This window comes from Acidobacteriota bacterium (assembly GCA_026707545.1).
Taxonomy (GTDB): Bacteria; Acidobacteriota; Thermoanaerobaculia; order Multivoradales; family Multivoraceae; genus Multivorans.
On the sequence record JAPOWR010000002.1, the window covers coordinates 214,731 to 225,429 of the forward strand.

18 protein-coding genes are annotated in these 10,699 nt (G+C 65.8%); 17 read left to right on the plus strand and 1 reads right to left on the minus strand.

Features of this window, described 5'->3' with window-relative positions:
* Nucleotides 1-6: 6 nt before the first annotated feature.
* The 17 genes from rplN to rplQ all read left to right on the plus strand — a co-directional run bounded on the left by rplN (nt 7) and on the right by rplQ (nt 8,479).
* Nucleotides 7-375 carry a 50S ribosomal protein L14 gene (rplN, locus tag OXG83_13120; GenBank protein ID MCY3965969.1) on the plus strand — a complete coding sequence of 123 codons (369 nt, stop codon included), beginning with the start codon at nt 7-9 and terminating at the stop codon, nt 373-375.
* A gap of 1 nt (nt 376) precedes the next feature.
* A complete protein-coding gene (gene rplX / locus OXG83_13125) occupies nt 377-700 on the plus strand; it encodes a 50S ribosomal protein L24 (protein ID MCY3965970.1) in 324 nt (107 codons plus the stop codon).
* Nucleotides 701-710: 10 nt separating this feature from the next.
* Nucleotides 711-1,253, plus strand: coding sequence for a 50S ribosomal protein L5 (gene rplE / locus OXG83_13130; protein MCY3965971.1), 543 nt, complete (start codon nt 711-713; stop codon nt 1,251-1,253).
* A gap of 44 nt (nt 1,254-1,297) precedes the next feature.
* Complete coding sequence (gene rpsH / locus OXG83_13135) at nt 1,298-1,696, plus strand: 30S ribosomal protein S8 (protein MCY3965972.1); 399 nt, start codon at nt 1,298-1,300, stop codon at nt 1,694-1,696.
* Between the two features lie 20 nt (nt 1,697-1,716).
* Nucleotides 1,717-2,262 carry a 50S ribosomal protein L6 gene (gene rplF / locus OXG83_13140; GenBank protein ID MCY3965973.1) on the plus strand — a complete coding sequence of 182 codons (546 nt, stop codon included), beginning with the start codon at nt 1,717-1,719 and terminating at the stop codon, nt 2,260-2,262.
* Between the two features lie 39 nt (nt 2,263-2,301).
* Complete coding sequence (gene rplR, locus OXG83_13145; protein MCY3965974.1) at nt 2,302-2,688, plus strand: 50S ribosomal protein L18; 387 nt, start codon at nt 2,302-2,304, stop codon at nt 2,686-2,688.
* Nucleotides 2,689-2,715: 27 nt separating this feature from the next.
* Nucleotides 2,716-3,249, plus strand: coding sequence for a 30S ribosomal protein S5 (gene rpsE / locus OXG83_13150; protein MCY3965975.1), 534 nt, complete (start codon nt 2,716-2,718; stop codon nt 3,247-3,249).
* A complete protein-coding gene (gene rpmD, locus OXG83_13155; protein MCY3965976.1) occupies nt 3,242-3,427 on the plus strand; it encodes a 50S ribosomal protein L30 in 186 nt (61 codons plus the stop codon). Before rpsE ends, rpmD begins: the two co-directional genes overlap by 8 nt.
* 1 nt (nt 3,428) lies before the next feature.
* A complete protein-coding gene (gene rplO, locus OXG83_13160) occupies nt 3,429-3,863 on the plus strand; it encodes a 50S ribosomal protein L15 (GenBank protein MCY3965977.1) in 435 nt (144 codons plus the stop codon).
* Nucleotides 3,864-3,875: 12 nt separating this feature from the next.
* The gene (gene secY, locus OXG83_13165; GenBank protein MCY3965978.1) at nt 3,876-5,261 is read left to right on the plus strand and encodes a preprotein translocase subunit SecY; all 1,386 of its coding nucleotides are present in this window, start codon (nt 3,876-3,878) and stop codon (nt 5,259-5,261) included.
* Complete coding sequence (locus OXG83_13170) at nt 5,254-5,847, plus strand: adenylate kinase (protein ID MCY3965979.1); 594 nt, start codon at nt 5,254-5,256, stop codon at nt 5,845-5,847. The genes secY and OXG83_13170 overlap by 8 nt, the downstream gene beginning before the upstream one ends.
* Nucleotides 5,844-6,065, plus strand: a complete 222-nt coding sequence (infA, locus tag OXG83_13175; protein ID MCY3965980.1) for a translation initiation factor IF-1 — start codon at nt 5,844-5,846, stop codon at nt 6,063-6,065. Before OXG83_13170 ends, infA begins: the two co-directional genes overlap by 4 nt.
* 30 nt (nt 6,066-6,095) lie before the next feature.
* Nucleotides 6,096-6,209, plus strand: coding sequence for a 50S ribosomal protein L36 (rpmJ, locus tag OXG83_13180; GenBank protein MCY3965981.1), 114 nt, complete (start codon nt 6,096-6,098; stop codon nt 6,207-6,209).
* A 20-nt stretch (nt 6,210-6,229) separates the two neighbouring features.
* On the plus strand, nt 6,230-6,610 hold the full coding sequence (gene rpsM / locus OXG83_13185) for a 30S ribosomal protein S13 (GenBank protein MCY3965982.1): 381 nt from the start codon (nt 6,230-6,232) through the stop codon (nt 6,608-6,610).
* A gap of 19 nt (nt 6,611-6,629) precedes the next feature.
* The gene (gene rpsK / locus OXG83_13190) at nt 6,630-7,007 is read left to right on the plus strand and encodes a 30S ribosomal protein S11 (GenBank protein ID MCY3965983.1); all 378 of its coding nucleotides are present in this window, start codon (nt 6,630-6,632) and stop codon (nt 7,005-7,007) included.
* 79 nt (nt 7,008-7,086) lie between these two features.
* The gene (locus OXG83_13195) at nt 7,087-8,073 is read left to right on the plus strand and encodes a DNA-directed RNA polymerase subunit alpha (GenBank protein MCY3965984.1); all 987 of its coding nucleotides are present in this window, start codon (nt 7,087-7,089) and stop codon (nt 8,071-8,073) included.
* Between the two features lie 43 nt (nt 8,074-8,116).
* Complete coding sequence (rplQ, locus tag OXG83_13200; protein MCY3965985.1) at nt 8,117-8,479, plus strand: 50S ribosomal protein L17; 363 nt, start codon at nt 8,117-8,119, stop codon at nt 8,477-8,479.
* 100 nt (nt 8,480-8,579) lie between these two features.
* Here the strand turns inward: rplQ and OXG83_13205 are convergent, their stop codons facing one another.
* Nucleotides 8,580-10,676, minus strand: a complete 2,097-nt coding sequence (locus OXG83_13205) for an elongation factor G (GenBank protein ID MCY3965986.1) — start codon at nt 10,674-10,676, stop codon at nt 8,580-8,582.
* Between the last annotated feature and the right edge of the window lie 23 nt (nt 10,677-10,699).

Sequence of the window (10,699 nt, forward strand, 5' to 3'; positions counted from 1 at the left end):
GCGGCGATGATCCAGATGGGAACGGTGCTCGACGTCGCCGACAACTCAGGGGCCAAGCGGATCGCCTGCATTCAACTGCGGGGCGGTTCCACCGGCCAGTACGGCGTGCTCGGGGACGTGATCACGGCCTCGGTCAAGGAGGCGGTGCCCGAAGGCACCGTCAAGAAGGGACAGGTGGTGCGCGCGGTGATCGTGCGAACCCGCAAGGAGCGGCGGCGCCGCGACGGGAGCTACATCCGCTTCGACAACAATGCCGCGGTCCTGATCAACGAGGCGCGGGAACCGATCGGAACCCGCGTCTTTGGCCCGGTCGCCCGCGAGCTGCGCGAGCGGCGGTTCATGCGCATCGTTTCGTTGGCGCCGGAGGTGATCTGACATGCCGAAGGTGAGAATCAAGAAGGGTGACGAGGTGCTGGTCATTGCCGGCCGGAACCGGGGCGTGCGCAGCAAGGTGCTGCGGGTGCTTCCAGCCGAGAATCGCGCCATCGTCGAACGCGTGAATCTGGTCAAGAAGCACGAGCGGCCGAACCCGCAGCGCCAGGTTCAGGGCGGCATCCTGGAGCGGGAGGCGCCCATCCATATCTCGAATCTGAAGGTGATCTGCCCGGACACCGGCAAGCCGACCCGCGTCGGCAAGCGGCGCCTCGAGGACGGCAAGTCCACGCGCTACGCCAAGGTGAGCGGGGCGGTCCTGAGTTGAGAAAGTAGTCATGGTTCCCCGACTGAAAACACTGTACGAGGAGGAGGTGAAGGCCTCCCTGCAGCAGGAATTCGGCATCTCCAACCCGATGGCCGTGCCGCGGCTGGAGAAGATCGTTCTCAACATGGGGATCGGTGAAGCGATCCAGAACATCAAGATCCTCGAGAACGCCGTGCCCGAACTGGCCCTGATCGCGGGGCAGCGGCCGGTGATCACCCGTGCCCGCAAGTCGATCGCCGCGTTCAAATTGCGCGAGGGCATGCCGATCGGTTGCCGGGTCACGCTGCGCCGCAGCCGGATGTGGTACTTCCTCGATCGTCTGGTGACCGTCGCGCTGCCGCGGGTCCGCGACTTCCGCGGCATCTCGGACCGGAGCTTCGACGGCCGGGGCAGCTACACCCTGGGCATCCGGGACCACCTGATCTTCCCGGAGGTCGACTACTCGAAGAGCGATGGTTCCAAGGGCATCAACGTCACCCTCGTTACGTCGGCGGAGTCCGACGCGCAGGCGCTCCATCTTCTGCGCGGTCTCGGCATGCCGTTCGCGGCCTGAGATCAAAGGCCCGGTACGAACTTCTCCCACCAAGGATTGCCAAGATGACCATGACCGACCCGATCGCGGATCTGCTGACCACGATTCGCAATGCCCTGATCGTCAAGCACGATCAGACCGAGGCGCCGGCTTCAAAGCAGAAGATCGCGCTGTGCCGCGTGCTGCGGGACCAGGGCTACATCAGGCACTACGAGGTCTATGACTCGCCGCCTGGTCGAACGCTGCGGATCTTCCTGGCCTACAACGACCAGGGCGTGCCGGCCATCACGAAGGTGCGCAAGATCAGCAAGCCCGGGCGCAGGGTGTACCGGGGCGCCGATGATCTCAAGCCGATTCTGAACGGTTTGGGCGTTGCGATCGTCTCGACTTCGGAGGGGTTGCTCACGGACGCCCAGGCGCGACGCCAGCGGGTCGGCGGCGAAGTCCTCTGTGAAGTGTATTGAACCGCACGAGGTGGAATGAGATGTCACGCATAGGCAAGGCGCCGATCAAGCTGCCGGAACAGACGAAGGTGGCGACGAACGGCGGTACAGTGACCATCGAGGGTCCGAAGGGAAAGCTGGAGCAGCCGCTTCAGCCGGGCATCGAGGTCCGTGTCGAAGACGGCGTCGTCACGCTGCACCGCTCCGGTTCGAGCGGGCCGGAACGGGCCCTGCACGGGCTGGCGCGGGCGTTGCTCGCGAACGCCGTCGTGGGCGTCACGGAGGGTTTCCGGCGCGAGCTGGAGATTGTCGGCGTGGGTTACCGGGGAGAGGTCAAGGGGCGTGAAGTTCACCTGGCGCTGGGGTACTCCCACCCCGTGGTCTATCCGATCCCGGAAGGGATCGATGTCAAGGTAGACGACCGGGCGAACCGGATCGCCGTCTCGGGCATCGACAAGCAGCAGGTGGGGCAGGTAGCGGCTGACCTCCGCAGCCTGCGCAAGCCGGACGTATACAAGGGCAAGGGGATCCGCTACCGCGACGAGATCGTCCGGCTGAAGGTCGGCAAGGCGGCGGCGACCGTCTAGACCGTTCAGGACGAGTTTGGAAACAGGGACATCGAGGCCATGAGCGACCTGCGAAGAAAGAGAACGTTGGATCGGAGCCGCCGCCGGCGCCGCGCGCGCTACCGCGTGCGGAAGAAGCTCCGCGGCTCCCAGGAGAGGCCGCGGCTGGCGGTCCACAAGAGCCGCCGTCACATCTACGCTCAACTGATCGATGATCGGGCGGGGCACACGATGGCGTTCGCGAGTTCGCTCGAGTCGGAACTCTCGGACGACCTCCAGGGCTCGACCGGCAGCTGCAGTGCGGCGAAGGCAGTCGGCGCGGCGCTCGCCGCGCGCGCCGCGGAGCAGGGCGTGCGGTCGGTCATCTTCGACCGTGGCGGTTTCCTGTACCACGGCCGCATCCAGGCGTTGGCGGACAGCGCGCGCGAAGGAGGTCTGAAGTTCTGATGCCTCGGAGCAACGAAGGAGACAGAAGTGGCTAGGGACATCGATCTCGACAGCGAGTTTTTCGAGCAGGTTGTCGACATCAACCGCGTGACGAAGGTCGTCAAGGGCGGGAAGAACTTCTCCTTTACCGCCCTGGTCGTGATCGGCGACGGCGCCGGGCGGGTTGGCTACGGCTCGGGCAAGGCGAAGGAGGTTCCTGCCGCGATTCGCAAGGGGATTCAGATCGCGAAGCGCAACCTCGTGCGGGTGCCGCTCGCCGGGACGACGATTCCGCACGAGACGGTGGGCGTTTTCAGCGCTGGCCGGGTGATGCTCAAGCCGGCCTCGGAGGGAACCGGGGTCATCGCCGGCGGCGCGGTGCGCGCGGTGGTCGAGGGCGCCGGCATCCAGGACATCCTGACCAAGTCGCTGGGGACGACGAACCCGCAGAACGTGGTCAAGGCGACGTTCGCCGGACTCATGTCCCTGCGCAGCGAGGAGCAGGTCAGGGTACTGCGCGGCCTGGATTCGCTGGACGGCGCGGCGACGAACGCCGATCAGGAAGGAGCCGAGAGTGCCTGACGGGACGATACGGATACAGCAGGTGCGTAGCGCGATCGGCCGGCCGAGACCGCAGCGCGAGGTTCTGCGCGGTCTGGGCTTGAGGCGCATTCGCCACATCGTCGAGCGGGAGGACTCCCAGGCGGTGCGCGGCATGGTGCGAAAGATCCCGCACCTCGTTCGTGTGCTGGAGGACTGACATGAAACTGCATGAACTCAAGCCCGCAAAGGCCAGCCGCCGTCCCCGCAAGCGGGTCGGCCGTGGGCCGGGATCCGGTACGGGAAAGACCGCCGGGCGAGGCCACAAGGGCCAGCGCTCGCGCGCCGGCTTCTCGCGCCGCGCCGGTTTCGAGGGCGGTCAGATGCCCCTGATCCGGCGGGTTCCGAAGCGCGGGTTCACGAACATCTTCCGCACCGAGTACACGGTGATCAACGTCGGCGACCTCGAGGGTCTCGGCGATACGGTCGATGTCGAACTCCTCGTTTCCCGCGGGCGCGTGCGCCGGGGCATGAAGCTGAAGGTGCTCGGCGAGGGCGATGCGCCGGCCGGGTTGACCGTGCGCGCGCACCGTTTCAGCGCGTCCGCGCGCGCCAAGATCGAAGCCGCTGGCGGCGCCTGCGAAGAGATCGCCTGAGGGAGCTGGCACGTGGGCGTCGAGAGCTTCCGCAACATCTTCGCGATTCCGGACCTCCGGAATCGGGTGTTGTTCATGTTCGGCCTGCTGGCGGTCTACCGGATCGGCTGCATCATTCCGACGCCGGGGATCGATCCCCAGGCCCTGCTCGAGTTCATGAATCAGATGCAGGGCACCGTGCTGGGCTTCGTCAACACGTTCACCGGCGGCAGTCTGGGCCGGGTGGCCATCTTCGCTCTCGGCATCATGCCGTACATCTCGGCGTCCATCATCCTGCAGCTGCTGACCGTCGTCTCGCCCCATCTCGAGAAGCTCTCGAAGGAAGGCGAGATGGGCCGGCGGAAGATCACCCAGTACACCCGTTACGGCACCGTGGTCATCTCGATCATCCAGGGCACGAGCATCGCCTTCTTCCTGGAGAACCTGACCTCGCCGGGAGGCGCGCCACTGGTTCTTGACCCCGGCCTCGGGTTCAAGTTCATGACGGTACTTACCTTGACCACGGGCTGCGCCTTCGTGATGTGGCTGGGCGAGCAGATCAGCGAGCGCGGCATCGGCAACGGCATCTCGCTGATCATCTTCGCCGGCATCGTGGTGGGGCTTCCGGGCGCCGTGCTCAACCTCTTCAGCCAGCTTCAGAGCGGCGCGATGTCCCTGCTCAAGATCCTCTTCCTCTCAGGGTTCATGCTGGTGGTCGTCGCCTTCATCGTCTACATGGAGCGAGCGCAGCGTCGCATTCCGGTGCAGTACGCGAAGCGGATCGTCGGCCGGCGCCAGTATGGCGGGCAGAGCACCTACCTGCCGCTCCGGGTGAACACCGGCGGCGTGATCCCGGTCATCTTCGCCAGTTCCGTCGTCACCGTGCCGGCCACGGTTGCGCAGATGATCCAGTACGAGCCGGTGCAGCGCATCGCCGCCGCGCTGCAGTGGGGCCAGCCGATCTACTACCTGCTCTACGTGGCGGCGATCATCTTCTTCTGCTACTTCTACGTGTCGATCATCTTCAATCCGAACGATCTCGCCGAGAACATGCGGAAGTACGGCGGGTTCATTCCGGGCATCCGGTCCGGCAGGCGCACGTCGGAGTACATCGACCGCGTGCTAACCCGCCTGACCCTGGTCGGCTCGCTGTACCTGGCCGGCGTCTCCGTGCTTCCCGAGTTCCTGATTGCCGGCTTCAAGGTCGGGGGGCTCCCCTTCATCGGCTCCACCCTGGACAACTACGCGCCCCTGTGGCTGACCGAGGGCATGGGGATCAACTTCTACTTCGGCGGCACATCGCTCCTGATCGTCGTCAGCGTGGCGATGGACACGCTGCAGCAGATCGAGAGCCAGCTCGTCATGCGCAACTACGAGGGCTTCATGAAGCGGGGCCGGATCAAGGGACGTCGTGGCTGACTCCCTTCGCATCGTGATGCTCGGAGCTCCAGGTTGCGGCAAGGGCACGCAGGCGGAGCGCTTGCAGGCGTCGCTCGGCGTGCCCGCGATCTCGACCGGAGACATGCTGCGGGCGGCGGTCGCGGCGGGGAGCGAACTCGGCCGGCGGGTCGAAGGGGTGATGGCGTCGGGTGCCCTGGTCGACGACGATCTGATGGCCGACGTGGTGCGTGACCGGCTGAGCCAGGAGGATGCCCGGGGCGGCTTCCTGCTGGACGGCTACCCCCGCACGGCGTCGCAGGCCGAGACGCTTGGTGATATTCTCGACGGCTACGAGCTCGACCACGTGGTGACGATCGACGTTCCGGACGAAGTCCTCATCGAACGGATCGTGCTGCGAGGCCGGGGCGCGGACGACCGCGAAGACGTGGTTCGCGAACGGCTGCAAGTCTACGCCGCGCAGACGGAGCCGCTGATCGCGCACTACGAGGCGCTGGGGCTGCTGCGCCGGGTCCAGGGCAACTTTCCCATCGAACAGGTGACGGCCGCGATCGAAGCGGCGCTTGCCGAAGCGGAAGAGGGCAACGGAACGAAGGGAACGCTGTGAAGAAGGAAGAGGCGATCGAGGTCGAGGCAACCGTGGTGGAGACGCTGCCGAATGCAGTCTTCAAGGTCGAACTGGACAACAAGCACCAGGCCCTGGCGCACATCTCGGGAAAGATGCGCAAGCACTTCATCCGCATTCTTCCGGGAGATCGCGTTCTGGTCGAACTCTCGCCCTACGACCCCGGCCGTGGCCGGATCGTGTACAGGCTGCGGACCTGACGGTCGATCGGGCACTCGAGGAGAGCGAGAATGAAGGTACGAGCATCAGTGAAGAGGATGTGCGTGAAGTGCAAGGTCGTCCGCCGCCGCGGAGTGATCCGCGTCATCTGTGAGAACCCCAAGCACAAGCAGCGGCAGGGCTGAGAAGGACGGGAGAGACTGGTATGGCGAGAATCGCGGGAATCGATCTACCGCAGAACAAGCAGGTCGGCATCGGCCTCACCTACATCTATGGCATCGGCCGCTCACGCGCGCTGACGCTGCTCGATGAGGCGGGTGTCGGTGCCGAGATCAAGGTCAGGGATCTGACCGAGGACGAAACCGGACGCATCCGCCGGGTCGTTCAGGAAGCGGGATCGGTCGAGGGGGACCTGCGCAAGGAAGTGACCCAGAGCATCAAGCGCCTGATGGAGATCGGCAGTTACCGCGGCGTCAGGCACCGCAAGAGCCTGCCCGTCAGGGGTCAGCGCACGCACACCAACGCCCGAACCCGCAAGGGACCGCGGCGTGCCACCGTGGCCGGCAAGAAAAAGGTCGGAAAGTAGGCGAGAAAGGGCTACCCAGATGGCAAAGGCGAGGAAGAAGGAAAAGCGCGTCGTGCCCCACGCCGTGGCGCACGTCAACGCGACCTTCAACAACACACTGGTCTGCATCAGCGATCCGGACGGCAACGTCCTGACGTGGTCGTCGTCGGGCCGAAACGGTTTCAAGGGATCGCGGAAGGGAACGCCGTTCGCGGCCCAGGTCGCCGCGCAGGCGGTCGGCTATCAGGCCAAGGACCTCGGCGTCCGGTCGGTCGACGTGCTGGTCAAGGGTCCGGGAGGCGGCCGCGAATCGGCCGTCAGGGCGCTTCAGGCCACGGGCATCAGCATCCGATCGATCCGCGACGTGACGCCGATTCCACACAACGGCTGCCGCCCCCGCAAGCGGCGTCGAGTGTAGCCCCGGCGACGTTTCGCCGGTACCGAACCGAGACATCAACGATTCAACCTGGAAAGCAATCGAGATTGTAGGAGTGAACATGCTCTGGAAGGGATTCCAACGCCCGAAGCGGGTCGAAATCGATACCGAGACCCTGACCGATACCTACGGCAAGTTCTCGGCCCAGCCGTTCGAACGCGGCTTCGGCGCCACGGTCGGCAACGCGCTGCGTCGCAGCCTCCTCGCGGCAATCGAGGGCGCGGCGATCACCGCGGTGCGGATCGATGGTGCGCTGCACGAGTTCTCTTCACTCGAAGGGGTGGTGGAGGACACGACGGACATCATTCTGAACCTGAAGCAGGTGCCGCTGCGCGCGTTCGACGACACGACGCGGGTCATCACACTCGACGTGACGGGCCCGCGGGAAGTGACGGCGGGTGATTTCAACGGCGACCCGAACGTCGAGATTCGCGACCCGAACAGCAGGGTGGCGACGCTGAACGAACGGGGCCGGCTCCGCCTCGAGGCGCAGGTCAAGAACGGACGCGGCTACGTCGGCGCGGACCGCAACCTCGACGAGTCGATGGGCATCGGCTGGATCCCGCTCGACTCCGTTCACAGCCCGGTGAAGCGCGTGAACTATCGCGTGGAGGCGGCGCGACTTGGCCGGACCACCGACTTCGAGCGGTTGATTTTCGAGGTCTGGACGGACGGAACAGTGACGCCGGAAGAGGCGGTCTCCCGTGCCGGCGCCCTGCTGCGCGACCACCTGACGATCTTCATCGAAGCCGAGGAGAGTCTGGTCGTCGAGGTGGTGGCCGAGGAGGAAGTCGATGGCGCCGATATCGGCGCCTTGCTCCAGAAGGAGATCGACGATCTGAACCTGAGCGTTCGCTCGGCGAACTGTCTGAGGAACGCGAACATCAACACGGTAGGCGACCTCGTCGTGCGGAGCGAGAAGGAGATGCTGGAGACGAAGAACTTCGGCCGCAAGTCGCTCGAAGAGATCCAGAAGGTGCTCGACCGGATGGGACTGTCTTTCGGCATGGAGCTTCCGGAGAGCGCGGATAGCGGCGTCCAGGCCTGACGGCCGCTGGACCGCCTTCGAGCTTCCCCGCAAAGGAGCGAAGATGCGTCACGGAATTGGCTACAAGAAACTGGGCCGGACGACGGCCCACCGGCGGGCGATGTTCCGCAACCAGCTCGCCTCCCTGGTGGAGCACGGCAGGATCCACACGACCCTGGCCAAGGCCAAGGCCCTGCGCCCGGTCGCCGAGAAGGTGATCACCCGAAGCCGCGATGACTCCGTCCACGCCCGGCGCCTGGGGCGCCGCTGGCTCCCGAATCGCGACCACGTCAAGAAGCTCTTCGACGAGATCGCCCCCCGCTACGCCGACCGCCCCGGCGGCTACCTCCGCATCACCAAGCTCGGCCCCCGCCGAGGCGACGCCGCCGAACGCGCCGTCATCGAGTTCGTCGACACCGACGAGTAGCGGAGCCGGCCTTCGGCCGGCGCGTGTTTCTGGCCGCCTTCGGCGGCAGCGTGGCGGCGGCGCGCACGGTGCTGCGTAACCGCGCCTCCGGAGACTCGGGCTAGTCCTCTTCTTCGGCCCGCTTCGCTTCGGCGATGATCTTTTCCTGGATCTGGCGGGGGACTTCTTCGTAGTGGGAGAAGGCCATCGTGAAGCTGGAGCGGCCCTGGGTCATGGAGCGGAGGGCGGGGGCGTAGGTGAGCATTTCGGCCATCGGGACGGTGGCCTTGACGATCTGGGCGTTGCCCTTGGCTTCCATGCCCTGGGGGCGGCCGCGGCGTGAGGACAGGTCGCTCATGATGTCGCCCATGAAGTCTTCGGACGTGTTGATGTCGACCTGCATGATCGGTTCGAGCAGTGTAGGAGCGGCTTTAGCCATGGCGTCCTTGAAGGCGAGGGAGCCGGCGACCTTGAAGGCCATCTCGGACGAGTCGACGTCGTGGTACTTGCCGTCCTGGAGGCGAACGCGGAAGTTCCCGACCGGGTAGCCGGCGACGTAGCCGCGGCCGGCTGCTTCGAGGAGGCCCTTCTCGACCGCCGGGCGGTAGTTCTGGGGGATGGAGCCGCCGAAGATCTCGTCGATGAACTCGTAGTCGTCCGCGGTGGCGACCGGTTCCATCGTGATCGTGCAGTCGGCGAACTGTCCCCGGCCGCCGCTCTGTTTCTTGTGCCGGCCGTGACCGACCGCGGTCCTTCTGATCGTCTCGCGGTAGGGGACCTTGGGCGGGTGCAGGATGACCTCGACCTTCGAACGGCTCTTCAGCTTGGAGACGGCGATCTCGACGTGGAGCTGGCCGGCGCCCGAGAGCAGGAACTCGCCGGTCTGGGGGTCGCGGCCGGCGCGAAGGCTCGGGTCCTCCTCGACCAGCCGGTTCACGGCTTCGCCGATCTTCTCCTCGTCGCCCTTCGTCTTCGGCTCGATGGCGAACGAGATCGCGGCGACCGGCGGGTCGGGGAAGTCGATTCTCAGCGGACGTTCGCGGCTCGTGATCGAGTCGCCGGTGACGCTGCTCTTCAGCTTCGCGACACCGCCGATGTCGCCCTCGAGGAGTCGCGGGACGTCACGACCGGTCTTGCCCTGCATGTGCATCAGGTGGCCGACGCGTTCCGCGTCTTCGCGTCGAGGGTTCCAGTAGCCGGTGTCGGAGCTCATGCAACCCGAGGCGACACGGAGCAGGGAGATGCGGCCTGTGAACGGGTCGTTCATCGTCTTGAAGACGATCGCGCTGACCGGCGCGCCGTCCCCGCGGTCGAGTTCAACGGACTCGCCGCCGAGATCGGCGGCCGGCATCGACCGGGCACCGACCGGCGACGGCAACACCTTGACGACCGTGTCGAGCAGGGCGGAGTTGCCGATCCCGTGGCCGGCCGAGGACATGGTGACCGGAAACAGGGCCCGGTTCCTGATCGCGTTCTTCAGCCCCTCGACCAACTGGTCCTGATCGAGATCGCCCTGGTCGAAGTAGGCCTCCATCAGGTCGTCGTCACTCTCGGCGACGGCCTCGGTGAGCTGGCCGCGCCACTCGTCGATCTGGTCCTGCAGGTCGGCCGGCGGGTCGGACGCCTCGCTGCGGCCGTTGCCGTCCCGGTCGTAGACGTGCGCTTTGCGGCTCAGCAGATCGACCACGCCGGTGAAGTCCTTGCCGGCTCCGATGGGGATCTGAAGCGGCAACGCCATGCGGTGGAAGTTCTGCTGCAGTTCGGCGATGCAGCCTTCGAAGTCGATGTTGTCCCGGTCCATCTTCGTCAGGTGCAGCATCACGGGCTGCTCAAGGGCCTCGGCGATCTCCCACGCCTTCTCGGCCATGACTTGGGTCGGGGACGCGGCGTTCAGGCACAGCAATGCGGCGTCGGCCGCTCGCATGCCCGAACTGCTCTCGTGGACGAAGATGCCAGAACCGGGACAGTCGATCAAATTGACCTTGTGCTCACCGGAACCGTCCGACCAGGGCGTGTAGCAGACGGCGAGGCCGATCGAGATACCGCGACGGATCTCCTCGTCGTCGAAGTCGGTCACGGTGTTGCCGTCCTCGACCCGGTTCTGCCGGTTGAACACCCCGCCTGTGTAGAGCAGACCCGCGAGCAGAGTCGTCTTGCCGGTGTCGTTGTGTCCGACGACGGCGAGGTTGCGTATCAGTTCCGAACTTTCGAGTTGCATCGAGGCTCCCGTTCCTAGCGTTT

Excerpts from the sequence above, each read along its gene's own strand:
- rplN (MCY3965969.1), top strand. The coding sequence starts at position 7 with ATGATCCAGATGGGAACGGTGCTCGACGTCGCCGACAACTCAGGGGCC.
- rplX (MCY3965970.1), top strand. The coding sequence starts at position 377 with ATGCCGAAGGTGAGAATCAAGAAGGGTGACGAGGTGCTGGTCATTGCC.
- rplE (MCY3965971.1), top strand. The coding sequence starts at position 711 with ATGGTTCCCCGACTGAAAACACTGTACGAGGAGGAGGTGAAGGCCTCC.
- rpsH (MCY3965972.1), top strand. The coding sequence starts at position 1,298 with ATGACCATGACCGACCCGATCGCGGATCTGCTGACCACGATTCGCAAT.
- rplF (MCY3965973.1), top strand. The coding sequence starts at position 1,717 with ATGTCACGCATAGGCAAGGCGCCGATCAAGCTGCCGGAACAGACGAAG.
- rplR (MCY3965974.1), top strand. The coding sequence starts at position 2,302 with ATGAGCGACCTGCGAAGAAAGAGAACGTTGGATCGGAGCCGCCGCCGG.
- rplO (MCY3965977.1), top strand. The coding sequence starts at position 3,429 with ATGAAACTGCATGAACTCAAGCCCGCAAAGGCCAGCCGCCGTCCCCGC.
- rpmJ (MCY3965981.1), top strand. The coding sequence starts at position 6,096 with ATGAAGGTACGAGCATCAGTGAAGAGGATGTGCGTGAAGTGCAAGGTC.
- rpsM (MCY3965982.1), top strand. The coding sequence starts at position 6,230 with ATGGCGAGAATCGCGGGAATCGATCTACCGCAGAACAAGCAGGTCGGC.
- rpsK (MCY3965983.1), top strand. The coding sequence starts at position 6,630 with ATGGCAAAGGCGAGGAAGAAGGAAAAGCGCGTCGTGCCCCACGCCGTG.
- OXG83_13195 (MCY3965984.1), top strand. The coding sequence starts at position 7,087 with ATGCTCTGGAAGGGATTCCAACGCCCGAAGCGGGTCGAAATCGATACC.
- rplQ (MCY3965985.1), top strand. The coding sequence starts at position 8,117 with ATGCGTCACGGAATTGGCTACAAGAAACTGGGCCGGACGACGGCCCAC.
- OXG83_13205 (MCY3965986.1), bottom strand. The coding sequence starts at position 10,676 with ATGCAACTCGAAAGTTCGGAACTGATACGCAACCTCGCCGTCGTCGGA.